The organism is Pseudomonas sp. ef1, from assembly GCF_007293365.2.
Lineage (GTDB): Bacteria > Pseudomonadota > Gammaproteobacteria > Pseudomonadales > Pseudomonadaceae > Aquipseudomonas > Aquipseudomonas siliginis.
The window spans coordinates 6,170,498-6,192,843 of record NZ_CM129815.1 but is presented as its reverse complement, the minus strand read 5'-3'; the positions used below and the strand labels follow the sequence as shown (position 1 = coordinate 6,192,843).

General features: G+C 59.8%; 24 protein-coding genes. 13 read left to right on the top strand and 11 right to left on the bottom strand.

Features of this window, described 5'->3' with window-relative positions; all coding sequences use genetic code 11:
• Window positions 1-67 precede the first annotated feature (67 nt).
• Window positions 68-745 (top strand): TetR/AcrR family transcriptional regulator, encoded by a 678-nt coding sequence (locus FEE99_RS28350; protein WP_016773079.1) that lies wholly within the window; start codon window positions 68-70, stop codon window positions 743-745.
• A gap of 118 nt (window positions 746-863) precedes the next feature.
• On the opposite strand, the gene FEE99_RS28345 is transcribed toward FEE99_RS28350, so the two are convergent.
• Window positions 864-1,718: a shikimate dehydrogenase gene (locus FEE99_RS28345; RefSeq protein WP_041477759.1), complete on the bottom strand. Its 855-nt coding sequence runs from the start codon at window positions 1,716-1,718 to the stop codon at window positions 864-866.
• 5 nt (window positions 1,719-1,723) lie between these two features.
• Complete coding sequence (gene aroQ / locus FEE99_RS28340; RefSeq protein WP_041477760.1) at window positions 1,724-2,164, bottom strand: type II 3-dehydroquinate dehydratase; 441 nt, start codon at window positions 2,162-2,164, stop codon at window positions 1,724-1,726.
• Window positions 2,165-2,490: 326 nt separating this feature from the next.
• Between aroQ and FEE99_RS28335 the strand changes: the two genes are divergently transcribed.
• Both FEE99_RS28335 and FEE99_RS28330 read left to right on the top strand, forming a co-directional pair.
• Window positions 2,491-2,919, top strand: coding sequence for a hypothetical protein (locus tag FEE99_RS28335; RefSeq protein ID WP_041477761.1), 429 nt, complete (start codon window positions 2,491-2,493; stop codon window positions 2,917-2,919).
• On the top strand, window positions 2,916-3,362 hold the full coding sequence (locus FEE99_RS28330) for a DUF2442 domain-containing protein (RefSeq protein WP_041477762.1): 447 nt from the start codon (window positions 2,916-2,918) through the stop codon (window positions 3,360-3,362). Before FEE99_RS28335 ends, FEE99_RS28330 begins: the two co-directional genes overlap by 4 nt.
• A gap of 54 nt (window positions 3,363-3,416) precedes the next feature.
• On the opposite strand, the gene trmA is transcribed toward FEE99_RS28330, so the two are convergent.
• Window positions 3,417-4,496, bottom strand: a complete 1,080-nt coding sequence (gene trmA / locus FEE99_RS28325) for a tRNA (uridine(54)-C5)-methyltransferase TrmA (protein WP_041477763.1) — start codon at window positions 4,494-4,496, stop codon at window positions 3,417-3,419.
• Window positions 4,493-5,788 carry an NCS2 family permease gene (locus FEE99_RS28320; protein ID WP_016773083.1) on the bottom strand — a complete coding sequence of 432 codons (1,296 nt, stop codon included), beginning with the start codon at window positions 5,786-5,788 and terminating at the stop codon, window positions 4,493-4,495. Before FEE99_RS28320 ends, trmA begins: the two co-directional genes overlap by 4 nt.
• A 220-nt stretch (window positions 5,789-6,008) precedes the next feature.
• Here FEE99_RS28320 and FEE99_RS28315 point away from each other — a divergent pair, with 220 nt between their 5' ends.
• Together FEE99_RS28315 and FEE99_RS28310 are read left to right on the top strand one after the other, a co-directional pair.
• Window positions 6,009-6,455, top strand: a complete 447-nt coding sequence (locus FEE99_RS28315; RefSeq protein WP_041477764.1) for a DUF4879 domain-containing protein — start codon at window positions 6,009-6,011, stop codon at window positions 6,453-6,455.
• A 67-nt stretch (window positions 6,456-6,522) separates the two neighbouring features.
• Entirely contained in the window at window positions 6,523-7,074 is a 552-nt protein-coding gene (locus tag FEE99_RS28310) for a DJ-1 family glyoxalase III (RefSeq protein WP_041477765.1), read from the top strand.
• Between the two features lie 4 nt (window positions 7,075-7,078).
• On the opposite strand, the gene FEE99_RS28305 is transcribed toward FEE99_RS28310, so the two are convergent.
• The 3 genes from FEE99_RS28305 to FEE99_RS28295 all read right to left on the bottom strand — a co-directional run bounded on the left by FEE99_RS28305 (window position 7,079) and on the right by FEE99_RS28295 (window position 8,994).
• The gene (locus FEE99_RS28305; RefSeq protein ID WP_016773085.1) at window positions 7,079-7,366 is read right to left on the bottom strand and encodes a HigA family addiction module antitoxin; all 288 of its coding nucleotides are present in this window, start codon (window positions 7,364-7,366) and stop codon (window positions 7,079-7,081) included.
• A 14-nt stretch (window positions 7,367-7,380) separates the two neighbouring features.
• Complete coding sequence (locus FEE99_RS28300) at window positions 7,381-7,659, bottom strand: type II toxin-antitoxin system RelE/ParE family toxin (RefSeq protein ID WP_041477766.1); 279 nt, start codon at window positions 7,657-7,659, stop codon at window positions 7,381-7,383.
• Window positions 7,660-7,758: 99 nt separating this feature from the next.
• On the bottom strand, window positions 7,759-8,994 hold the full coding sequence (locus FEE99_RS28295; RefSeq protein WP_041477767.1) for an MFS transporter: 1,236 nt from the start codon (window positions 8,992-8,994) through the stop codon (window positions 7,759-7,761).
• Window positions 8,995-9,464: 470 nt separating this feature from the next.
• Between FEE99_RS28295 and FEE99_RS28290 the strand changes: the two genes are divergently transcribed.
• From FEE99_RS28290 to FEE99_RS28280, 3 genes are all read left to right on the top strand, one after another.
• Window positions 9,465-10,910 carry a cytochrome ubiquinol oxidase subunit I gene (locus FEE99_RS28290; RefSeq protein WP_041477768.1) on the top strand — a complete coding sequence of 482 codons (1,446 nt, stop codon included), beginning with the start codon at window positions 9,465-9,467 and terminating at the stop codon, window positions 10,908-10,910.
• 3 nt (window positions 10,911-10,913) lie between these two features.
• Window positions 10,914-11,921, top strand: coding sequence for a cytochrome d ubiquinol oxidase subunit II (gene cydB / locus FEE99_RS28285; RefSeq protein ID WP_041477769.1), 1,008 nt, complete (start codon window positions 10,914-10,916; stop codon window positions 11,919-11,921).
• Window positions 11,922-12,005: 84 nt separating this feature from the next.
• The gene (locus FEE99_RS28280; RefSeq protein ID WP_016773090.1) at window positions 12,006-12,173 is read left to right on the top strand and encodes a DUF2474 domain-containing protein; all 168 of its coding nucleotides are present in this window, start codon (window positions 12,006-12,008) and stop codon (window positions 12,171-12,173) included.
• A 72-nt stretch (window positions 12,174-12,245) separates the two neighbouring features.
• Here FEE99_RS28280 and FEE99_RS28275 read toward each other — a convergent pair whose 3' ends face one another.
• Complete coding sequence (locus FEE99_RS28275) at window positions 12,246-13,370, bottom strand: methyltransferase (protein ID WP_041477770.1); 1,125 nt, start codon at window positions 13,368-13,370, stop codon at window positions 12,246-12,248.
• Between the two features lie 174 nt (window positions 13,371-13,544).
• Window positions 13,545-14,255 (bottom strand): autoinducer binding domain-containing protein, encoded by a 711-nt coding sequence (locus FEE99_RS28270; RefSeq protein WP_041477771.1) that lies wholly within the window; start codon window positions 14,253-14,255, stop codon window positions 13,545-13,547.
• Window positions 14,256-14,565: 310 nt separating this feature from the next.
• Between FEE99_RS28270 and FEE99_RS28265 the strand changes: the two genes are divergently transcribed.
• Window positions 14,566-15,342, top strand: coding sequence for a ferredoxin--NADP reductase (locus FEE99_RS28265; RefSeq protein ID WP_041477773.1), 777 nt, complete (start codon window positions 14,566-14,568; stop codon window positions 15,340-15,342).
• A 45-nt stretch (window positions 15,343-15,387) separates the two neighbouring features.
• Here FEE99_RS28265 and mscL read toward each other — a convergent pair whose 3' ends face one another.
• Window positions 15,388-15,801: a large-conductance mechanosensitive channel protein MscL gene (gene mscL / locus FEE99_RS28260; protein ID WP_041477774.1), complete on the bottom strand. Its 414-nt coding sequence runs from the start codon at window positions 15,799-15,801 to the stop codon at window positions 15,388-15,390.
• A gap of 285 nt (window positions 15,802-16,086) precedes the next feature.
• On the opposite strand from mscL, the gene katB reads away from it, so the two are divergent.
• Genes katB through radA form a run of 3 tightly spaced genes read left to right on the top strand, consistent with a single transcriptional unit; the run spans window position 16,087 to window position 19,649 of the window.
• Window positions 16,087-17,628, top strand: a complete 1,542-nt coding sequence (katB, locus tag FEE99_RS28255) for a catalase KatB (RefSeq protein ID WP_041477775.1) — start codon at window positions 16,087-16,089, stop codon at window positions 17,626-17,628.
• Between the two features lie 60 nt (window positions 17,629-17,688).
• Window positions 17,689-18,234 carry an ankyrin repeat domain-containing protein gene (locus FEE99_RS28250; RefSeq protein ID WP_041477776.1) on the top strand — a complete coding sequence of 182 codons (546 nt, stop codon included), beginning with the start codon at window positions 17,689-17,691 and terminating at the stop codon, window positions 18,232-18,234.
• Window positions 18,235-18,281: 47 nt separating this feature from the next.
• Entirely contained in the window at window positions 18,282-19,649 is a 1,368-nt protein-coding gene (gene radA / locus FEE99_RS28245; protein WP_041477778.1) for a DNA repair protein RadA, read from the top strand.
• Between the two features lie 99 nt (window positions 19,650-19,748).
• Here the strand turns inward: radA and FEE99_RS28240 are convergent, their stop codons facing one another.
• Window positions 19,749-20,117 (bottom strand): PilZ domain-containing protein, encoded by a 369-nt coding sequence (locus tag FEE99_RS28240; RefSeq protein ID WP_041477779.1) that lies wholly within the window; start codon window positions 20,115-20,117, stop codon window positions 19,749-19,751.
• A gap of 159 nt (window positions 20,118-20,276) precedes the next feature.
• Here FEE99_RS28240 and FEE99_RS28235 point away from each other — a divergent pair, with 159 nt between their 5' ends.
• Complete coding sequence (locus FEE99_RS28235; RefSeq protein ID WP_041477781.1) at window positions 20,277-22,343, top strand: carbon starvation CstA family protein; 2,067 nt, start codon at window positions 20,277-20,279, stop codon at window positions 22,341-22,343.
• Window positions 22,344-22,346 lie beyond the last annotated feature (3 nt).

The following is a 22,346-nucleotide window of genomic DNA, read 5'->3' as shown; positions in this document are numbered from 1 at the left end:
CGGCTTCCTTCACTGTCCCGCGCGGCCCATAATCGCCAGCTTGTGCAGTGATGGCCGTGAGCCCGCGATGACCATGAATTCAGAACTTTCCGCCGCTGCTGTCGAGTCCGACGCAGTGCCGCGCAAGAGTCGCAAGAACAATCCGGAAAAGACCCGCGAAAACATTCTGCAGGAGGCGATCGTCGAGTTCGTCCAGCAGGGCTTGTCCGGCGCCCGCGTCGACGCGATCGCCGAGCGCATCCACACCTCCAAGCGCATGATCTATTACTACTTCGGCAGCAAGGAGCAGTTGTACGTCGAGGTGCTGGAGAAGCTTTACGGCGATATTCGCAGCACGGAAAACCGCCTGCACCTGGACGAGCTGCCGCCCGAGCTGGCGATCCGTCGGTTGGTGGAATTCACCTTCGATCACCATGACCACAACGTCGATTTCGTGCGCATCGTCAGCATCGAAAACATCCACAACGCCGAGTACGTAAAGCGTTCCGATGCGATCAAGGCGCTGAACAACACGATCCTCGACACCTTGGGCGGGATTCTGCAACGAGGCGCGGACGAAGGTCTGTTCCGGCGTGGCATCGATGCGCTGGACGTGCACCTGCTGATCAGTTCGTTCTGCTTCTATCGCGTGTCGAACCGCCACACGCTGGGAGAAATCTTCCAGATCGACCTGCCGGACGAAACCATCAAGCAGCGCCACCGCGAGATGATCTGCGAATCGGTGTTGCGCTACCTGAAGGCCTGACTCGATCTCCCCTGTGGGAGCGAGCCTGCTCGCGAAAGCGGTGTGTCAGTCGCCCTGTTCGTTGACTGAATCGACGCCTTCGCGAGCAGGCTCGCTCCCACAAGAGTTACCCTGTTGTTCAGCCATTCATGCTCTGAAAATGCTCAAGCATGCGCTGCGCATCCGGCACCACGCCGCTGAACAGTTCAAACGCCTTCACCGCCTGAAACACCGCCATGTTGCCGCCATCCAGGGTGCGGCAACCCAAGGCGCGGGCGTCGCGCAGCAGTTCGGTTTCCAGCGGGAAATACACAATCTCCGCGACCCACATTTCCTTGCGCAGCAACCCGGCCGGCACCGGTGAACCTGGCAGCTTGGCCATGCCCATCGGCGTGGTGTTGACCAGACCATCGGCCTGCGCCAGCGCCCTGGGCAAATCCGCTCCGGCCTGTGCGCGACTGGGGCCGAAATGTTGATTCAGATTGTTTGCCAGGCTCTCGGCACGCTCGCGGTCGACATCAAAAATCGTCAATTGCCGTACGCCTTCGCTGAGCAGCGCGTGGGCCACTGCCGCGCCAGCCCCACCGGCGCCCATCTGGACTACACGTTCACGGGCAGCGTCCGTCAGACCCCGGCGAAAACCCTCGGCGAAACCGAGGCAATCGGTGTTGTGGCCGACACGCTTGCCGTCCTTCAATACCACCGTGTTCACCGCGCCGATGCCACGGGCTTCCGGCGACAACTCGTCGAGCAGCGGGATGACCGCCTGTTTGCACGGGAAAGTGATGTTCAACCCGGTGTAATTCATCCGCTCCGCCGCTTGCAGCAAGTCGGGCAGAGCCGTGCTGTCGAGGTGCAATTGATCGAGGTCGATGAGCTGGTACAGATAACGCAGGCCCTGCGCATCACCTTCGTGCTCATGCAGTGCCGGCGTACGTGAAGCCTGAATCCCGGCGCCGATCAGCCCGGCGAGTATCACCTTGGAACGCGACATGGTTCTTACCTCTGCAACCGCTGGCTGAAATGCTCCAGCGCCAGGCGATAGCCATGGCTGCCGAACCCGCACATCACCGCCGTGGCAATGCCGGAAACAAATGAATGATGACGAAACGGCTCACGGGCGTGGACGTTGGACAGGTGCACTTCAATCACTGGCAGCTCGCTGGCGACCAAGGCATCGCGAATCGCCACGGACGTATGCGTCCACGCCGCCGGATTAATCACGATCCCGGCGCAACGACCACGCGCGGCGTGAATCCAGTCGAGCAGCTCGCCTTCATGATTGGTCTGGCGAAATTCCACGGACAGACCGAACTCGTCAGCCGCGCGACCACACAGCGCCGAAATATCGGCCAGGGTTTCATGACCATAAGTCGCCGGCTCGCGGGTGCCGAGCAGGTTCAGGTTCGGGCCGTTAAGCACCAGAACGATAGGGGACATGGGGGCAACTCCACTTATTGTTTTTGGCATGGGCCGAGAAGTTCCGGCCTGTGGAGATAAAATGTACTAGATGGTTACATCGGTCAATTGAACAGAAATGACCTTGGCGTTTTATGTTCGGTGATCGCACAGGCAAATTCAGGCGAGCCCTGATTTCAAGACGTAACGACAGCTTTTCTTACGTTTTTTCCGATCATTTCCCAGGTCCCGCCCCCCATGCGCGCTAGCCTTGGATGACCTCCGACAGGTTCGCACGTTGCAACCGGTCGTCGGACTCGAAAGGAAAATCGAGTTTGGAAATCAATTAACCTAACGGATGGGTTAGCATGAAGATATGCAGCTACAAAGGAATGTCGATTCGCATCATGTGGAGAGACGAACACTGCCCACCGCACGCCCATGTAGATGCGGGTTCCTGGAATGCCCGCTTCCGGTTCAGCTTCTGGCACAACGAAGTTGATCTGTGGGATGTGGTGCCGCTGTCCCGACGACCACCGCTCGCTGTGCTGAACGGCTTGTGTCTGTCACTTGGACAACCGGCGCACCTGCGTCGAGCACGAGGGATCTGGTGGTCGGGCTTGAAGACCGTTTGTCTCGATAATCAGATATGGGACTGCCAAGCAAACGAAGTGCCCGTGATGAAGCCAGTCACCGACGAGACCTACAGGATCGGATCGGCGCGCTATGAACCCGATGAAGACAAGGTGCTGCTGTCCTTGATCGGCAAGTTGGAAGGAGTTGAGATCGAATTATGAAGGTCATCAAGGCAAAACCGTCGGTGCATCGCCCCCTGACGGAAGAGATGCTCGATGCCGCCATCACACTTGGCGAAGTACGACAGGCCAATAGTTTGCAGGCTGTGTCAGTGAGCTTCGAAGAATCCTCTTTGGTCATTCGTTTCGAGGACGGCAGCGGTGTGTTGCTTCCGGTGAAGCTGTATCCCGAATTCGCGGGGTTTGAAGCGGCCGATTATGCAAGCCTGACGATCGGCTTCGCCGGCACTGCGCTGTGCCATGTGGGCAAGGATCTGGATATTTCCATTGCCGGAATGATTTCAGCGAGCCCGCCGCTTATGCGGATGGCCGCGTCGGTCGTCGCATCGCGCAACGGGCGTCAAAGCAGCGCTGCGAAATCTGCGGCAGCGCGAGCCAATGGCAAAAAAGGCGGGCGTCCACGCAAAACTGATATCGCGCCATAGCACCCACAAAAAAGCCGTCAATCACGACGGCTTTCTCGTACCCACTACCCGCGATTAGCGACGGGTCAGCAGCACACCGGATTCCATGTGATGGGTCCACGGGAACTGGTCAAACATCGCGCACTTGGTAATGCGGTGGGTGTCATGCAACTGGGCGATGTTGGCCGCCAGGGTGTCCGGGTTGCAGGAAATGTAGAGGATGTTGTCGAAGCGCCGGGTCAGTTCGCAGGTGTCCGGGTCCATGCCGGCGCGTGGCGGGTCGACGAAGACGCTGCCGAATTCGTAGCTCTTCAGATCGATGCCGTGCAGGCGGCGGAACGGGCGCACTTCGTTGAGCGCTTCGGTCAGCTCCTCGGCGGACAAACGCACCAGCGTAACGTTATCCACAGCGTTTTCGCTGAGGTTGCTCAGGGCCGCGTTGACCGAAGTCTTGCTGATTTCGGTAGCGAGCACTTTGCGCACGCGAGTCGCCAGCGGCAGGGTGAAGTTGCCGTTGCCGCAGTACAACTCGAGCAGATCGTCGCTGCGATCGCCCAGCGCTTCGTAAGCCCAATTGAGCATCTTCTGGTTCACCGTGCCGTTGGGCTGGGTGAATGCGCCCTCGGGCTGGCGATAGCTGAAGGTGCGGCCGCCGACTTCGAGTTTCTCGACGACATAGTCCTGCCCGAGCACTTCGCGCTTGCCTTTGGAGCGGCCGATGATGCTCACGCCGAGATCTGCCGACAACTGAGTGGCTGCCGCATGCCAGTGCTCGTCCAGCGGACGGTGATAGCACAGGGTGATCATCGCGTCGCCGGCCAGCGTGGTCAGAAACTCGACCTGGAACAGCTTGTGGCTCAGCGCCGAACTGGCTTGCCACGCGGCCTTCAACTGCGGCATCAACTGGTTGATGCGCAGGCTGGCAATCGGGAATTCTTCGATAAGGATCGGCGTGCGTTTGTCGTCCTGGGAGAACATCGCGTAGTGTCGTTCGCCGCCCTCGCGCCAGAGGCGGAATTCGGCGCGCAGGCGGAAATTCTGCAACGGCGAATCAAACACCGTCGGCGCAGGTGCGTCGAACGGTGCCAGCAGATCACGCAAGCGCGTGACCTTGGCTTCGAGTTGTTCGGCGTAGGCTTGGGAATCGAAACTCATGCGTTGAACCAACCCAACTTGATCACAAACAGAATCGACAGAATCACCAGTGCCGGGTTCAGCTCACGGGCACGGCCGGACAGCAGCTTGATGGCGGTCCAGGCGATGAAGCCGAAGGCGATGCCGTTAGCGATCGAATAGGTGAACGGCATGGCCAGCGCGGTAACCACAACCGGCGCCGCCACGGTGATGTCGTCCCAGTCTATTTCCGCCAGGCCGGAAGTCATCAGCACGGCGACGAACAGCAGCGCTGGCGCAGTGGCGAACGCCGGAACGCTGGCCGCCAGGGGCGAGAAGAACAGCGCCAGCAGGAACAGGATTGCCACGACGATGGCGGTCAGGCCCGTGCGGCCACCGGCACTGACGCCGGCAGCGGATTCGATGTAACTGGTCGTGGTCGAAGTACCCAGCAGCGAGCCGGCCATGGCCGCAGTACTGTCGGCGATCAGCGCGCGGCCCATTTTCGGCATGTGGCCGTCCTTGCCCATCAGGCCGGCGCGCTTGGCGACGCCGATCAGGGTCCCGGAGTTGTCGAACAGGTCGACGAACAGGAAGGCGAAAATCACGCTGACCAGACCGATGTCCAGTGCGCCTTTGATGTCCAGTTGCAGGAAGGTTGGCGCCAGCGACGGCGGCATTGACATGATGCCGCCGAACTCGGTGACGTTCAGTACGATCGAGGCGATGGTCACTGCCAGAATGCCGATCAGCACCGCGCCGCGCACTTTCAGCGCTTCGAGGGCGACGATCACGGCAAAGCCGACGGTGGCCAGAATCGGTGCCGGTTTGGTCAGATCGCCGAGGCCGACCATGGTCGCCGGGTTGCTGACCACGATGCCGGCATTGTGCAGGGCGATCAGTGCCAGGAACAGGCCGATACCGGCGGCAATCGCCGAGCGCAGTGGCAGCGGAATGGCGTTGATGATCCATTCACGGATGCGGAAGATCGACAGCAGAAAGAACAGCACGGCGGAAATGAACACCGCACCCAGCGCCACCTGCCAGGTGTGGCCCATGTGCAGCACCACGGTGTAGGTAAAGAAGGCGTTCAGGCCCATGCCCGGAGCGAGAGCGATCGGGTAGTTGGCAATCAGGCCCATCACGGTCGAGCCGATTGCAGCCGCCAGACAGGTGGCGACGAAGATCGCGCCCTTGTCCATGCCGGTCTCGCCGAGGATGCTCGGGTTGACGAACAGAATGTAAGCCATGGCCAGGAAAGTCGTGACGCCCGCAAGAATTTCGGTGCGCACGTTGGTGTTGTGTGCCTTGAGTTGAAACAGCCTTTCCAGCATGTCTGCTCCCCGTGGCGCGCGTGGCGCCGTGAATGTATCGACCTCAACAGCAAAGCACAGACCGTCGCAAGCGCCTGGAAAATTGTCGTGGGCCGGAAAAAGCCGCGCATCATACCAGCCGCGTGAGGAATTTGGCGGATGTTGGTGTCGATCGTCGGCGAAGTTTTGCGCAGCCGACAACTGCGCCATACTGCGCGCTGATTTTTCGGAGTGGGCAGGCATGCGCAACAGCGGGATCAGGATTTTCGGATGGATTGCAGCACTGCTGCTGACAGCTCCGGCGTTCGCGGCATCGGCGCCGCCACTCTCCGAGGTGAAGGTGATCAAAGTACAGTCACCGTCCTGCGGCCTGGAAGATATTGCCGATAACCAGCCGCAAACCCAATGCAATCACAGCGGGCCGAATATCAAAGTCTTCGTGCTGGAAGTCGGCTATGGCCAGAACCAGCCACACGTGACTCTGGATGGCTTCGAGGTCAACGGCACCAGAGGTCCGGTGTGCGCCTTCGATAATGGCAATCTCACCGAGTGCACGCCCGGCAGCAAAACCGTCGGTTCTCTCTATACCTTCGATCTGGCCGGCAAACAGCAAGGCACCTTCAACTTCAGCAACACCTCGATCAACGCTCCGCGCAACACGCTCTCGACCCAGCTTTACATCAAGTAACGGCTGTCTGCGAACAGGGTGGGACAAAGCTGACTACGCTTGACTGACTATCCAGCGGAAAGCGCCCATGACTTCCAGAGCCCTGATTGCCCTCGCCGAGGGCATCGACGATTTGCAAAGCGTGACCCTGATCGACGTGCTGCGCCGTGCCGGTATCGAAGTGGTTGCCGCCAGCATCGAAGGCCGGCGCATGCTGACCTGTGCGCGCGGCACCCGGCTGACTGCCGACGGCATGCTCGTCGATGTACTGGCACAGACTTTTGACCTCATTGTCCTGCCGGGCGGTGCCGTCGGTTCCCGGCATCTGGCGGCGCATCAGCCCTTGCAGCAATTGCTCAAGGATCAAGCCAGTGCCGGCCGCCTGTTCGCCGCCATCGGCGAAGCTCCGGCTGTCGCCCTGCAAGCATCAGGCGTGCTGCGCCAGCGACGCATGACCTGCCTGCCCGGCGCCAGCCATCAACTATCAGGCTGTACGTTTGTTGATCAACCGGTGGTAGTCGACGGCAACTGCATCACCGCCCAAGGCTCGGGACCGGCGCTGGAGTTTGCCTTGACCCTGGTCGAGCAACTTGGTGGCAAGGCGTTGCGGGCGAGGGTGGCGGGGGAGTTGATGGCCTGACGGGTCAGCCGTGGGCTGCGAGGGGTTCTATCATTGGTTGCTCACGGTGCTCCGCTTGCCAGAGATCGTAGTCGGTTTGGACGCCTAGCCAAACGCGCGCCTTGCCGATCCCTGCACGCTCAAGTCGTACTGCCAGATCCGGGCTGATTGGCGCGTGTCCGTGCAGTACGCGCGAAAGATGCGGGCGTGCAAAGCCAAGGTGCCGGGCCAATTCGCTCACGCTGATACCAAGCTCGGGCAAGACATCCAGCAGCAGGGTTTCACCGGGGTGTGGCGGGTTGTGCATGGGCATGAGCCTGCCTCCTGTCAGTGGTAGTCCAGATAATCGACCAATTCGATATCCGAACCGACAAAACGAAAGATCACTCGCCAGTTGCCTGAAACGCTGAGCGACCAATATTCGCTCAGCTCACCTTTCAACGGATGCAGGCGCCAGCCGGGCAAGTCCAGGTCTGCGGGAAGCGTCGCTCGATCCATGAACTGCAACATGCGCGAAAGCCGTTTTGCATGGTCGGCACGAATTCCACGAGTCGTACCTGTTTCATAGAAGCCACGAAGGCCTTTGTGCTGAAAGGATTTGATCATGGCGGCGAGTGTAAGGCGATACATTACACCCGGTGCGGTAACTATGTACCGCACGTTGTCGCTTAATGAGTGCTAAGCAGGTGAGTTTTTCCAAAAAACTCAGACCTTCTCTTCCACCGGCACATGCATCCGGTCCCGATTCGCCAATGTCGGGAAAAGTTTGATCCAGGTCCCGGTCACCACCAGCGTGCCGATCCCGCCCATGACCACCGCCGGCACGGTGCCGAACCAGTGGGCGGTGAGGCCGGATTCGAATTCGCCCAACTGGTTCGATGCGCCGATGAACAGGCCGTTGACCGCACTGACCCGGCCGCGCATTTCGTCGGGGGTTTCCAGTTGTACGAACGAGGCGCGGATGACCATGCTGATCATGTCCGCTGCGCCGAGCACCACCAGCACCGCCAGCGAGAACCAGAACGAGGTCGACAAACCAAACGCGATAGTGGCGACGCCGAAGATGCCGACGGCGGTGAACATCACCCGGCCAACATTGCGCTCCACGGCAAATCGCGCCAGGAACAGTGACATCAGCAACGCACCCACCGCCGGCGCCGAGCGCAACAGGCCAAGGCCCCACGGGCCGGTCAGCAGAATGTCCTTGGCGAACACCGGCAGCAACGCCGTGGCGCCGCCGAGCAACACGGCGAACAGGTCCAGCGAGATCGCACCGAGGATGTCCGGGCGGCTGCGGATGAAGCGAATTCCCGCCAGCAACGAGTCCAGCGTGGCTTTGCCTTTGTTCAATGGCGTCTGGCGTGCCGGCAGGTTGAGCATCAGTGTGCAGGCGATCACGTACAGCAGCACGGTCGGGCCGTAGACCCAGACGCTGCCGAACGCGTAGAGCAAACCGCCAAGAGCCGGAGCGACGATAGTGGCCGACTGCTGCGCCGATTGCGCGGCGGCAACTGCACGGGGGAACAGCGCACTGGGGACGATGCTCGGCAGCAGCGCCTGAGTCGTCGGCATCTCGAACGAACGGGCGGCGCCGAGCAGGAAGGCGAGGATGAAAATCATCTCGCGGGTGACGTGATCGGTGGCGCTGCCGATGGCCAGCGCCAAGGCAATCAATGCCTGCAACGACTGGCAGAGCGCGGCGACCTTGCGCCGATCATAGCGATCGGCAACGTGCCCGGTGTGCAGCATGAAAAGCACGCGCGGGGCGAATTCGACCAGACCGACCAGGCCCAGATCCAGCACGTTGCCAGTCAGCTGATACAGGTTCCAGCCGATCGCCACGGTGAGCATCTGGAAACCGCTGGCGGTGAAAATCCGCGCCAGCCAGAAAGCCATGAACGGACGATGGTGACGTAACAGCAGGGGCTCTTGTGTGGGCATCTGAAGGCAGGTCTTGGACGAGTGAACGGCGAGATTATCACCAGTCTGTAACAGGAAGTTGCTACGAGAAACAATTCAGTTAGCCAGACATCGATCTTTCATGCTGACAATCAACCCTGTGGTGAGGGGATTTATCCCCGTTGGGTCGCGCAGCGGCCCCAAAAGCTGAAAGCGACGACTGCTGCGCAGCCGAACGGGGATAAATCCCCTCGCCACAGGGGAGTGAGGCAACTTGTCACGCGGCAAACCACCACGCAGTTCATTGGCAAAAATGGGACTACTCTTTCAACGTTGCTTGATCCAGATCAAGACCCCGACCGGAACTGATCTGGCGGCCATTTGGCCAGACTCCCTGCGTTGCGATGGTTGCAAAAAAAGAACGAATCCGAATTCGCCGCACTCCATATCCGTGGGGGCAGTGGTGCAGGCCTCCGGGCCAGCTACCCGTATTACCTGACAGAGGAAGCCATATGTTCGGTTTAGAGGCTCTGGATCTCGCCCGAATTCAGTTCGCGTTCACCATCTCGTTCCACATTCTGTTCCCGGCCATCACCATTGGCCTGGCGAGTTACCTCGCGGTGCTCGAAGGCTTGTGGCTGAAGACCCGCAACGACACCTACCGCGATCTCTACCATTTCTGGTCGAAGATTTTTGCCGTCAACTTCGGCATGGGCGTGGTTTCCGGGCTGGTCATGGCTTATCAGTTCGGCACCAACTGGAGTCGTTTTTCCGACTTCGCCGGTGCCGTCACCGGGCCGTTGCTGACCTATGAAGTGCTCACCGCGTTCTTCCTTGAGGCCGGTTTCCTTGGCGTCATGCTGTTCGGCTGGAACAAGGTCGGGCGCGGCCTGCACTTCTTCTCGACGGTGATGGTAGCGATCGGCACGCTGATTTCGACCTTCTGGATTCTCGCCTCCAACAGCTGGATGCAGACCCCGCAAGGCTTTGAAATCGTCAACGGTCAGGTGATCCCCACCGACTGGCTGGCAATCATCTTCAACCCGTCATTCCCTTACCGGCTGATGCACATGGCCACGGCCGCGTTCGTCGCCACGGCGTTCTTCGTCGGCTCGTCGGCGGCCTGGCACCTGCTGCGCGGCAGGGACAACCCGGCGATCCGCACCATGCTGTCGATGGCCATGTGGATGGCATTGATCGTCGCGCCGATTCAAGCGGTGATCGGCGACTTCCACGGCCTCAACACGCTCAAGCATCAGCCGGCAAAAATCGCTGCGATCGAAGGCCACTGGGAAAACCATGGCGACGAAGCGACGCCGCTGATCCTGTTCGGCTGGCCGGACATGAAAGAAGAGCGCACCAAGTTCGCTGTGGAGATTCCCTACCTCGGCAGCCTGATCCTCACGCACTCGCTGGATAAACAAGTACCGGCGCTGAAGGAATTCCCACCGGAAGACCGGCCGAATTCGACCATCGTGTTCTGGTCGTTCCGGATCATGGTCGGCCTCGGTTTCCTGATGATCTTCACCGGTTTGTGGAGTCTGTGGCTGCGCAAGCGTGACTCGCTGTATACCTCGCGGCCGTTCCTGCATCTGGCGTTGTGGATGGGGCCGTCCGGCCTGATCGCAATTCTTGCCGGTTGGTTCACCACGGAAATCGGCCGTCAACCGTGGGTGGTCTATGGCCTGATGCGCACCGCAGATGCTTCGTCCAACCACAGCTTCATGCAGATGAGCATCACCCTGATCATGTTCGTAGTGGTGTATTTCGCGCTGTTCGGCGCCGGGCTCGGCTACATGATGCGCCTGGTGCGCAAAGGGCCGAAGATCAGCGAAGGCAGCGCAACGCCGGACGGTGGTCCAGGCAAGAAACGCACCCCGGCGCGTCCGTTGTCCGCAGCCGATGATCCGGCCGAGGGCGAGCACGAAGACAACACTCGCTTGACCAAGGAGATTTGACTCATGGGTATCGATCTTCCGCTGATCTGGGCCGTGATCATCATCTTCGGCATCATGATGTACGTGGTCATGGACGGCTTCGACCTGGGCATCGGCATTCTCTTCCCGTTCGTGCCCGGCAAGACCGATCGCGACGTGATGATGAACACCGTCGCCCCTGTGTGGGACGGCAACGAAACCTGGCTGGTGCTGGGCGGGGCGGCGTTGTTCGGCGCCTTCCCGCTGGCCTATTCGGTGGTGTTGTCGGCGCTGTACCTGCCGCTGATCTTCATGCTCATGGGCCTGATCTTTCGCGGTGTGGCCTTCGAGTTCCGCTTCAAGGCCAAGGATGAAAAACGTCACCTGTGGGACAAGGCATTCATCGGTGGTTCGATCGCGGCGACGTTCTTTCAGGGCGTGGCGCTGGGAGCGTTCATCGATGGTCTGCCGGTGGTCAATCGCCAGTTCGCTGGAGGTTCACTGGACTGGCTGACACCGTTCACGCTGTTCTGCGGCGCGGCGCTGGTGGTGGCCTATGCCTTGCTCGGCTGCACCTGGCTGATCATGAAAACCGAAGGCAGGTTGCAGGAACAGATGCATGATCTGGCGCGGCCGTTGGCGTTCGTCCTGCTGGCAGTAATCGGTATCGTCAGCCTGTGGACACCCCTGTCGCATCCGGAAATCGCCTCACGCTGGTTCAGCATGCCGAACCTGTTCTGGTTCATGCCGGTGCCGATTCTGGTGCTGGTCACCTTGTACGGCCTGATTCGCGCGGTGGCACGTAATGCCAACTACACGCCGTTCCTGCTGACCCTGGTGCTGATCTTCCTCGGCTACAGTGGCTTGGGCATCAGCCTGTGGCCGAACATCGTGCCGCCGTCGATCTCGATCTGGGACGCCGCCGCGCCGCCGCAAAGTCAGGGCTTCATGCTGGTCGGCACGCTGTTCATCATTCCGTTCATCCTGGGTTATACCTTCTGGAGCTACTACGTGTTCCGCGGCAAGGTCACCCACGAAGATGGTTATCACTAATCCAATGCTGGGCTTGCCCTGTGGGAGCGAGCCTGCTCGCCAAGGCGTCCGCAGTGACTCCTTGGCTTAACGGAGATCGATGCAATGACCGGCAAACATTCCCTGCACGACATTGAAGAAGCCGAAAAAAAGCCGCTGTGGCAGCGGCTCGGCTGGTTGGCCCTGATCTGGGTTGGCAGTGTCGGCGTGTTGTTCATCGCCGCCAGCCTGATGCGCATGTTCATGAATGCCGCGGGTTTGACCACCCACTGAAATATCCCGTCCCGGCGCCTTCGGGTATGGACTTGCGACCCTCCTCACGGAGGGTTTTTTTATGCCGCAGATTTATTTGCGCGCCTTGAGGATGACAAATTTCGGCGTGGCCGCCACTTGCTCGACGCCACGAAACAGGCGCGCCAGTTTGCTGTGATAGCCCAGATGCCGATTGCCGACAATGTACAGCGCACCGCCGACCACCAGTGCCTCGCGCGCCTGCTGGAACATGCGCCAGGCGAGGAAATCGCCGACTACCTGTTGCTGATGGAACGGTGGGTTGCACAGCACCACGTCCAGCGACTGCGGCGCCTGCCCGGCCAGACCGTCGCCAGCGCGCACAATGACTTCACGAGCGCCCAATGCCACGCGCCAGTTCTCGGCAGCCGATTGCACCGCCATGAACGATTCGTCGACCAGCGTGTAATGCGCATCCGGGTTCTGCAAGGCGCTGGCGATTGCCAGAACACCGTTGCCGCAACCGAGATCGGCGACTCGCGCGTGGCCAAGGTTCTTCGGCAGATGCGGCAGAAACGCGCGAGTACCGATGTCGAGGCCTTCGCGGCAGAACACATTGGCGTGGTTGAGCAGTTCGATTGCCGGTTCGTCGAGGCGATAACGAGTCGGGTAGGGCGATGTGGCGGGCGCTTTGGTTTCAGGCGTGGCGATCAGCAGTCGGGCTTTCTTCACGGCCAGCGACGCCTGCACCGGGCCAATGTAGCGCTCGAGCAGATCGCCGGCAGCGCGCGGCAGATGCTTGACCATGGCGGCGGCGATCACTTGCGCGCCCGGAGCGAGTTGCCCTTGCAGGCGGATCAACTGCTCTTCCAATAGCGCCAGCGTCTTGGGAACGCGGATCAGCACCCGGTCAAACGGCCCGACCAAAGGCTCACTGGCCGGAATCGGACGAATCGCATCGAACGCCTGGCCATTGCGCAGCAGATTCTTTTCCAGCCCGACGAAACCCAGGAACGAGTCGCCGCTGCTGCTCACCTCGACCTTGCCCAGCAGGCTGATCGCCAAGGCGCCAAAGCTGTCATTGAGCACCAGCACGCGGGTGCTGCTCTGAGGTTGTTCGCTGGCGAGATGATTGAGCAGGTATTCGTCCGCCGCATCGAAGGCTTGCAGCGGTTCATTCTGCTGTTCAGGCTGGCGGATCAGGTCGAGCTGGGCGAAAGGCGTTTCGAGCAAGGGCATGGGGCGGGGACTCAGGATATTCGGCAGATATCCCGTTGCCGGCAGATGGTGCGACGGGATCCGACCGAGTGGACTGCGATGCAAGCAGGTTGCGTCATCACTCGGAAAGGCCTGAATGGTACGTTTTTTTGCGCGTAAATACTCGCAGGATTACCGTGCGATATCGCTCGTCAGTCAGATAATCCCGGCACGAGCGGCGGCAATCACCGCGGAAATCTTGTTGCAGACGTTGAATTTTTCGATGACGTTTTGCACATGGTAGTTAACGGTGCGTTCGCTCAGGCTGAGGATTCTCGAAATATCGTGAGCGGTCTTGCCCATGGCGGACAATTTCATGATCTCCAGTTCCCGGGACGATAGCCTCGGTTTGCTGGGTTTGGCCGGTGTGGGAACGGTGCGGGCATACAGGTCACTGAAGTGTCGGTTGGCAAAAAACAGATAACCGTAATGCTCATACAGTTCGAGCGGGCTGATCGGGCAGTGGGTTCGAGCCAGACTGATGATGCTGCACAAACCGCTGGTTTCGTCATGAAAGGCCTGCGACCAGCCATGCTGCAGCCCATTCTGTTTCAACGCCTGCCACAACTCGGGTGCATCGTTGAAGACTCTTTCTTCCCAGACGATGGGTAATATTGAGTGATTGCAATGCGCTATTACCGGATCAATATTGCGGAAGTTCTCTTTGTTGTACTGGATGTTCCATTCTTTCGGATAGTTATTGATTTGCAAGGCATTCAGATGGACATCACGATGAGGGGACGTCACTGCTATTGCACAGTAGTTAAAGCCCAGGTTCTCGGCAAATCTCAGCAGTATCGGGTACGCCGCTTCTATGCCTTTGGCAAATGTCAACTGTTTCAATTGTGATTCCTTCCACGTTTCCATGAACTTTGCCTCCATCCTGATATAGGGGCGCCAAATGGATCCAAAAATCCGGCACGAATCGAAGTGTAGGATCTTTCCTGCGAAACGCCTTACATTTTTTCGAGATTGAAACTTTGATGTTTTTTATAAAGTGTTCTTAGCAATACACGCTGTTATATTTTAACTGCCATCTTAAAGTTATTACTCTATATCTAACATTGACATCACATCGAATGTGCAGCGCTGATTCTGTCAATATCATTACCAATGGCAGGTGTTTGGCAGCGCGGTTTTGCGGGACACTGTGGGCAATCGTTTCAAGGAGTGCCTCATGACTGCCAGTGCCGAGAAGTACACCACCCAGACCTTGCTCGATGTGCAACCGTTGACGGCGAACCTGTTCACGCTGCGCACCAGCCGCGACCCAGGCTTTCGCTTTCGTGCCGGCCAGTTCGCCCGACTGGGCGTCACCAAGGCCGATGGGAGCACGGTCTGGCGCGCCTATTCGATGGTGTCGTCGCCGTTCGACGAGTTTCTCGAGTTCTTTTCCATCGTCGTGCCGGGCGGCGAATTCACCAGTGAGCTGAGCCGGCTCCAGGTCGGCGACAGCTTGATGGTAGAACGCCAGGCGTTCGGCTACCTGACGCTGGATCGCTTTGTCGATGGCCGAGACCTGTGGTTACTGTCCACCGGCACCGGGGTGGCACCGTTTCTGTCGATCCTGCAGGACTTCGAGGTCTGGGAGAAATTCGAGCGGATCATTCTGGTTTACAGCGTGCGGGAGGCGCGGGAACTGGCTTATCAGGAGTTGATCGCCGGGTTGGCGCAACGGGACTATCTGAGCGAATACGCCCACAAGCTGCAATTCATCCCCACTGTGACCCGCGAAGCGCATCCAGGCGCGCTGCGGGGCCGGATTACTACGCTGATTGAAAACGGCGAGCTGGAACGTGCGGCGGGCGTTGAGCTCTCGCCAGAGCATTCGCGTGTGATGTTGTGCGGCAATCCGCAGATGATCGACGACACCCGCGCCTTGCTCAAGCAGCGCGACATGCGCCTGAGCCTCACGCGCAAGCCGGGGCAGGTTGCGGTGGAAAATTACTGGTAACGAAAACGGCACCCGCGGGTGCCGTTTTGATGACTACCGAATGCCTCAGGGCCGCTGGTTCTGCGCCTTGAGCAGGTCGCGAATTTCGCCCAGCAGTTGCTCTTCCTTGCTCGGGATCGGCGGCGCGGTCGGTGCTACAGCTTCTTCGCGCTTGAGGCGGTTGATGGCTTTGACACCCATGAAAATCGCGAAAGCGACAATCACGAAATCCAGCACCGTCTGCAGGAATTTGCCGTAAGCCAGCACCACTGCGGGCGCATCGCCCTGGGCGGCTTTGAGCGTGACAGCCAGATCACTGAAGTCCACCCCACCGATCAACAGGCCAATCGGCGGCATGATCACGTCGCCGACAAACGACGAAACGATTTTGCCAAACGCCGCGCCGATGATGATACCGACGGCCATGTCGACCACATTGCCTTTGACCGCGAAGGCCTTGAACTCGCTAAGCACGCCCATAGTTATTTCCTTGTTACAGATGAGTTTGGTGTTGGCAGTGTAAATCAGCGAAACGCCTCCTGCGCGAAACACCTTCTTACAATGCCCGTTTTTATCGACACATCAATTGACGATTAGTTTGCAAAATGCCAGCAATCGCGCGCGGAATACGCGCTAACCCGCTGACGGGAAAGCCAATTTCTTCAATCATGGTGTTACGTTCTTTCTATTTATGTTCTGCGGCACAGGCCTCTAGCCTTGGTATGGCGCACCTGGATGCGCCCAATAAAACCAGAGGAACCTGATATGACATCCACTCCTGGACTGGGGGCTTTTCCCTTCCGCCGCACCTTCGGCGTACTGACTGCCGGGCTGCTGACCTTCTCGGTCAACGCCGCTCCGCTGACCCGCGATAACGGCGCGGCAGTCGGTGACAATCAGAACTCGCAAACTGCCGGCGCCAACGGCCCGGTGCTGCTGCAGGATGTGCAACTGATCCAGAAGCTGCAGCGCTTCGATCGTGAACGCATCCCCGAGCGCGTCGTACACGCACGCGGCACCGGCGCTCACGGCACCTTCACCGTGACCGATGACCTCAGCGACCTGAGCAAGGCCAAGGTGTTCGCCGCAGGCCAGAGCACGCCGGTATTCGTGCGTTTCTCGGCGGTGGTGCATGGCAACCATTCCCCGGAAACCCTGCGCGACCCGCGGGGTTTCGCCACCAAGTTCTACACTGCTGACGGCAATTGGGATCTGGTCGGCAACAATTTCCCGACCTTCTTCATCCGCGATGCGATCAAATTCCCGGACATGGTGCACGCCTTCAAGCCCGATCCGCGCACCAACCTCGATGACGATTCGCGCCGGTTCGATTTCTTCTCCCATGTACCGGAAGCCACCCGCACGCTGACCGAGTTGTATTCCAACTACGGCACTCCGGCCAGTTATCGGGAAATGGATGGCAATGGTGTTCATGCCTATAAGCTGATCAATGCCAGGAATGAAGTTCACTACGTGAAGTTTCACTGGAAGAGTCTGCAAGGCATCAAGAATCTCACGCCAAAACAAGTCAGCGAAGTTCAGGGTCAGGATTACAGTCATATGACCAACGACTTGGTGAGTAATATCAACAAGGGCAACTTTCCGAAGTGGGACTTGTACGTGCAGGTTCTCAAGCCACAGGATTTGTCCAAGTTTGATTTCGATCCACTGGATGCAACCAAGATCTGGCCGGGTATTGCCGAGCGCAAAGTTGGACAAATGGTCCTGAACCGTAATCCGGCCAATGTCTTCCAGGAAACCGAACAAGTTGCCATGGCTCCAGCCAACGTAGTTCCGGGTATCGAACCTTCGGAAGACCGCTTGTTGCAGGGCCGAGTGTTCTCTTATGCCGATACGCAGATGTATCGCCTCGGCGCCAACGCTTTGCAATTGCCGATCAACGCACCGAAAACCGCAGTGAACAATGGCAATCAGGATGGCGCGATGAATTTTGGCGCCAGCCAGTCCGGCGTCAACTACCAGCCAAGCCGCCTGCAACCGCGTGAAGAAACATCATCGGCGCGTTACAGCCAGTCGGCGCTGTCGGGCAGCACGCAGCAGGCGAAGATCCAGCGTGAGCAGAACTTCAAGCAGGCCGGTGATCTGTATCGCTCGTACAGCAAGCAGGAACGCCGCGACCTGATCGACAGCTTCGGCGGCTCGCTGGCCACCACCGATGACGAGAGCAAGCACATCATCCTGTCCTTCCTGTACAAGGCCGACCCTGAGTACGGCAGCGGTGTGACTGAAGTGGCCAAGGGCGACCTCAGCCGCGTGAAAGCACTGGCGGCGAAACTGACCGACTGATAGCGATGCGGCGCACGCGAGGGCCAGTCTCGCCTCGCGTGCGTTGAAGGAGAGAGCCTGATGCGTGTTTTTCTTTTTTGGTTGACTGCGTCGCTGTCTTTCACCGCGTGGGCGGCACCGGTCGAGCAAAGTCCCGAGGCGGTCAAGGCGCAGTTGCAGGATTACTACTTCGACGCCGCCCGCCGGGGTGATGTGCCGATGCTCGAGACCTTTATCGAGTCTGGCTATTCCCTCGATACCCGCGACAGCAAGGGTTACACCGCGCTGATTCTGGCGGCCTATCACGGTCAGGCGCCGGCGGTTGAGCGACTGTTGGCAGCGGGCGCGGACGCCTGCGCTCAGGATCAACGCGGTAACACGGCGCTGATGGGCGCGATATTCAAAGGCGAATTACAGATCGCCCGACGCCTGATGGCCAGCGATTGCAGCCCCGACCAGCGTAACGGCGCCGGACAGACAGCGGCGATGTACGCCGGGCTGTTCAAACGTCTGGAATTGCTCGACGCCTTGCAGGCCAAGGGCGCCGACCTCAACGCCGAGGATCCGCTGGGCAACAGCGCCGCACGTCTGGCCAGCGGCGAAATCCGTACTGCTGCGCCGCGCTGATCGGCGGTGGCTGCGTTATCATCGCGTCTTTTGTTCCGGGGGTTCTGATGGCCAAGGCCAAGCGCATGTACGGCTGCACCGAGTGCGGCGCAACCTTTCCCAAGTGGGCCGGGCAGTGCGGTGAGTGCGGTGCCTGGAACACCCTGACCGAAACCATGATCGAAAGCGGCGGCGCCACGGCCCCTGCCGGGCGCACCGGTTGGGCAGGGCAGCAGGCACAGATCAAGACGCTCGCCGAAGTCAGCATCGAAGAGATTCCACGTTTTTCCACCGCTTCCGGTGAGCTCGACCGCGTGCTCGGCGGTGGTCTGGTCGATGGCTCGGTTGTGCTGATCGGCGGTGATCCGGGGATCGGCAAATCGACCATTCTGTTGCAAACCCTGTGCAATCTGGCCAAGAGCATGCCGGCGCTGTACGTCACCGGCGAAGAATCCCAGCAGCAGGTGGCGATGCGCGCCCGCCGTCTCGGCCTGCCGCAGGATCAACTGCGGGTGATGACCGAAACCTGCATCGAAACCATCATCGCCACCGCCCGCCAGGAAAAGCCCAAGGTCATGGTGATCGACTCGATCCAGACCATCTTCACCGAACAGCTGCAATCGGCGCCGGGCGGCGTGTCGCAGGTGCGCGAAAGTGCGGCGTTGCTGGTGCGTTACGCCAAGCAGAGCGGCACGGCGATCTTCCTCGTCGGCCACGTCACCAAAGAGGGCGCCTTGGCCGGTCCGCGTGTTCTGGAACACATGGTCGATACCGTGCTGTATTTCGAAGGTGAATCCGATGGTCGTCTCCGTCTGCTGCGCGCGGTGAAGAACCGTTTCGGCGCGGTCAACGAGTTGGGCGTGTTCGGCATGACCGACAAGGGCTTGAAAGAAGTCTCCAACCCTTCGGCGATTTTTCTCACCCGCGCTCAGGAAGAAGTCCCGGGCAGTGTGGTCATGGCGACGTGGGAAGGCACCCGACCGATGCTGGTCGAAGTGCAGGCGCTGGTCGATGACAGCCATCTGGCCAACCCGCGTCGGGTGACGCTGGGGCTGGATCAGAACCGTCTGGCGATGTTGCTCGCGGTGCTGCACCGCCACGGCGGGATTCCGACCCACGATCAGGACGTGTTCCTCAACGTGGTCGGTGGCGTGAAGGTGCTGGAGACGGCGTCGGATCTGGCGTTGATGGCGGCGGTGATGTCGAGTTTGCGCAACCGGCCGTTACCGCATGATCTGCTGGTGTTCGGCGAAGTCGGCCTGTCCGGCGAAGTGCGCCCGGTGCCGAGCGGGCAGGAGCGGCTGAAAGAAGCGGCCAAGCACGGCTTCAAACGCGCGATCGTGCCGAAGGGTAATGCTCCGAAGGAATCGCCTCCCGGCTTGCAGATCATCGCCGTGACGCGTCTCGAACAGGCCCTCGACGCACTCTTCGAGTAACCACAATCCCCTGTGTAGGAGCTGCCGAAGGCTGCGATCTTTTGATCTTGAAACAAAATCAAAAGATCGCAGCCTTCGGCAGCTCCTACAGGGGGCAAGTCAGATTTCGATCAGCGCACCCAGTTCGCGCTCCAGCTCGGCCTCATCCGCCAGATTCAGTTCGATCAAGCGGCGCAGGCGCTGGATCGATTCCAGGCTGATGTGCCGGCAGATGAACCCCAAGTGGCCGTTTTCCTCGTGGGCCAGATGCACGTCCATTTCGATATCGACGTCTTCGCTCAAATGAATGTCGACTAGGAAGTCCTGCTCTTTGTCCCCAAGCCACGGCTCCGGTCGCTCGATCAGCAGACCCTTGAGCGACAGGTCGATCAACTTGACCGGCCAGATGTACTCGCCCTGTTTCAGCTCGGTTCGGGCATCGAACGCAATACGTTTGAAACGACGTCGATTGGCGGGGTGCTCGCTCATGGCGCAATCCTCATGAAGGTTCGCTGACTATAGACCGCGAATGCGGGCGCCAGCCAATCGCTCAAGCGTCTAGACCTATGTCGGGGTATGGCCTTTGGCGCCGTAAGCGCTAAACTCGGGGTGGCTGTCTTTCTTGTCCACCCTGGCTGGAATAATAAAATGAAAAATAATAATAGCCTGCTGCGCCACTTACCCTGGCTCGTGCTGGCAATCGTAGGAGCGTGCGCCCTGGGCGTAGTGGCATTGCGCCGCGGCGAGGCGATCAACGCCTTGTGGATTGTGGTCGCTGCCGTGGCCATTTATCTGGTTGCGTACCGTTACTACAGTCTGTTCATCGCCAACAACGTGATGCAACTGGATCCGCGTCGGGCCACCCCCGCCGTGCTCAACAACGATGGTCTGGACTACGTGCCGACCAACAAACACATTCTTTTCGGTCACCACTTCGCGGCCATCGCTGGAGCGGGGCCGCTGGTCGGTCCGGTGCTGGCGGCGCAGATGGGGTATCTGCCCGGCACACTCTGGCTGATTGCCGGTGTGGTGCTGGCGGGCGCGGTGCAGGACTTCATGGTCCTGTTCATGTCGACCCGACGCAACGGCCGTTCCCTGGGCGACATGGTGCGTGAAGAGATGGGCCGGATTCCCGGGACCATCGCACTGTTCGGCTGCTTCCTGATCATGATCATCATCCTCGCGGTGCTGGCGCTGATCGTGGTCAAGGCCCTGGCCGAGAGCCCGTGGGGCATCTTCACCGTGATGGCGACCATCCCGATCGCGATGTTCATGGGCATCTACATGCGCTACATCCGCCCGGGCCGCATCGGCGAGATCTCCGTGGTCGGTGTGTTGCTGCTGCTCGGCTCGATCTGGCTGGGCGGGCAGATTGCTGCCGATCCGGTATGGGCCAAAGCCTTCACTTTCACCGGTGTGCAGATTACCTGGATGCTGGTCGGTTACGGTTTTGTCGCCGCGTCGCTGCCGGTCTGGCTGATTCTGGCGCCGCGTGACTATCTGTCGACCTTCCTCAAGATCGGCACCATCGTCGCCCTGGCGATCGGTATTCTGGTGACCATGCCCGAGCTGAAAATGCCGGCACTGACCCAGTTCGTCGACGGCACCGGCCCGGTATGGAAGGGCGGTCTGTTCCCGTTCCTGTTCATCACCATCGCCTGCGGTGCGGTTTCCGGTTTCCACGCGTTGATCTCGTCGGGCACCACGCCGAAGCTTTTGGATAACGAAACCAACGCCCGCTACATCGGTTACGGCGGCATGCTGATGGAATCGTTCGTGGCGATCATGGCCATGGTTGCCGCTTCGGTGATCGAGCCAGGCGTGTACTTCGCCATGAACAGCCCGGCCGCCGTGGTCGGCAGTGATGCCGCGTCAGTGGCGCAAATGGTCACCAGCTGGGGCTTCGCGATCACGCCGGAAGCGCTGCAAGCCGTGGCCCACGACATCGGTGAAACCACCATTCTGGCCCGTGCTGGCGGTGCGCCGACCCTGGCGGTCGGTATCGCGCAGATCCTGCACAGTGTCCTGCCGGGTGAAAACACCATGGCGTTCTGGTACCACTTCGCGATCCTGTTCGAAGCGCTGTTCATCCTCACCGCTGTGGACGCCGGTACCCGTGCCGGGCGTTTCATGCTGCAGGATCTGCTCGGCTCCTTCGTACCGGCGCTGAAGCGCACCGAATCGTGGACCGCCAACCTGATCGCCACCGCCGGTTGTGTGGCGATGTGGGGCTGGTTGCTGTATCAGGGCGTGATCGATCCACTGGGCGGCATCAACACTCTGTGGCCACTGTTCGGTATCTCCAACCAGATGCTCGCCGGTATCGCGCTGATGCTCGGCACGGTGGTCCTGATCAAGATGAAGCGCCAGCGCTACATCTGGGTCACCCTGTTGCCGGCCACCTGGCTGTTGATCTGCACCACCACTGCTGGCTTCATCAAGCTGTTCGACGCCAACCCGGCGATCGGTTTCCTGTCCCTGGCCAAGAAGTACAGCGATGCGCTGGCCAACGGTCAGGTGCTGGCTCCGGCGAAAAGCGTCGAGCAGATGCAGCACGTGATCTTCAACGCCTACACCAACGCCACACTCACCGCGCTGTTCCTGTTCGTGGTCTTCAGCATCCTGTTCTATGCGCTCAAGGTCGGCATCGCCGCCTGGGGCAAAAAAGAACGTACGGATAAAGAATCGCCATTCCAGGCCCTGCCGGATGCGTAACCA

What these genes read in the sequence shown, in the direction of transcription:
- FEE99_RS28350 (WP_016773079.1), top strand. Translation starts at nt 68, where the DNA reads ATGACCATGAATTCAGAACTTTCCGCCGCTGCTGTCGAGTCCGACGCA.
- FEE99_RS28345 (WP_041477759.1), bottom strand. Translation starts at nt 1,718, where the DNA reads ATGTCGCGTTCCAAGGTGATACTCGCCGGGCTGATCGGCGCCGGGATT.
- aroQ (WP_041477760.1), bottom strand. Translation starts at nt 2,164, where the DNA reads ATGTCCCCTATCGTTCTGGTGCTTAACGGCCCGAACCTGAACCTGCTC.
- FEE99_RS28335 (WP_041477761.1), top strand. Translation starts at nt 2,491, where the DNA reads ATGAAGATATGCAGCTACAAAGGAATGTCGATTCGCATCATGTGGAGA.
- FEE99_RS28330 (WP_041477762.1), top strand. Translation starts at nt 2,916, where the DNA reads ATGAAGGTCATCAAGGCAAAACCGTCGGTGCATCGCCCCCTGACGGAA.
- trmA (WP_041477763.1), bottom strand. Translation starts at nt 4,496, where the DNA reads ATGAGTTTCGATTCCCAAGCCTACGCCGAACAACTCGAAGCCAAGGTC.
- FEE99_RS28320 (WP_016773083.1), bottom strand. Translation starts at nt 5,788, where the DNA reads ATGCTGGAAAGGCTGTTTCAACTCAAGGCACACAACACCAACGTGCGC.
- FEE99_RS28315 (WP_041477764.1), top strand. Translation starts at nt 6,009, where the DNA reads ATGCGCAACAGCGGGATCAGGATTTTCGGATGGATTGCAGCACTGCTG.
- FEE99_RS28310 (WP_041477765.1), top strand. Translation starts at nt 6,523, where the DNA reads ATGACTTCCAGAGCCCTGATTGCCCTCGCCGAGGGCATCGACGATTTG.
- FEE99_RS28305 (WP_016773085.1), bottom strand. Translation starts at nt 7,366, where the DNA reads ATGCCCATGCACAACCCGCCACACCCCGGTGAAACCCTGCTGCTGGAT.
- FEE99_RS28300 (WP_041477766.1), bottom strand. Translation starts at nt 7,659, where the DNA reads ATGATCAAATCCTTTCAGCACAAAGGCCTTCGTGGCTTCTATGAAACA.
- FEE99_RS28295 (WP_041477767.1), bottom strand. Translation starts at nt 8,994, where the DNA reads ATGCCCACACAAGAGCCCCTGCTGTTACGTCACCATCGTCCGTTCATG.
- FEE99_RS28290 (WP_041477768.1), top strand. Translation starts at nt 9,465, where the DNA reads ATGTTCGGTTTAGAGGCTCTGGATCTCGCCCGAATTCAGTTCGCGTTC.
- cydB (WP_041477769.1), top strand. Translation starts at nt 10,914, where the DNA reads ATGGGTATCGATCTTCCGCTGATCTGGGCCGTGATCATCATCTTCGGC.
- FEE99_RS28280 (WP_016773090.1), top strand. Translation starts at nt 12,006, where the DNA reads ATGACCGGCAAACATTCCCTGCACGACATTGAAGAAGCCGAAAAAAAG.
- FEE99_RS28275 (WP_041477770.1), bottom strand. Translation starts at nt 13,370, where the DNA reads ATGCCCTTGCTCGAAACGCCTTTCGCCCAGCTCGACCTGATCCGCCAG.
- FEE99_RS28270 (WP_041477771.1), bottom strand. Translation starts at nt 14,255, where the DNA reads ATGGAAACGTGGAAGGAATCACAATTGAAACAGTTGACATTTGCCAAA.
- FEE99_RS28265 (WP_041477773.1), top strand. Translation starts at nt 14,566, where the DNA reads ATGACTGCCAGTGCCGAGAAGTACACCACCCAGACCTTGCTCGATGTG.
- mscL (WP_041477774.1), bottom strand. Translation starts at nt 15,801, where the DNA reads ATGGGCGTGCTTAGCGAGTTCAAGGCCTTCGCGGTCAAAGGCAATGTG.
- katB (WP_041477775.1), top strand. Translation starts at nt 16,087, where the DNA reads ATGACATCCACTCCTGGACTGGGGGCTTTTCCCTTCCGCCGCACCTTC.
- FEE99_RS28250 (WP_041477776.1), top strand. Translation starts at nt 17,689, where the DNA reads ATGCGTGTTTTTCTTTTTTGGTTGACTGCGTCGCTGTCTTTCACCGCG.
- radA (WP_041477778.1), top strand. Translation starts at nt 18,282, where the DNA reads ATGGCCAAGGCCAAGCGCATGTACGGCTGCACCGAGTGCGGCGCAACC.
- FEE99_RS28240 (WP_041477779.1), bottom strand. Translation starts at nt 20,117, where the DNA reads ATGAGCGAGCACCCCGCCAATCGACGTCGTTTCAAACGTATTGCGTTC.
- FEE99_RS28235 (WP_041477781.1), top strand. Translation starts at nt 20,277, where the DNA reads ATGAAAAATAATAATAGCCTGCTGCGCCACTTACCCTGGCTCGTGCTG.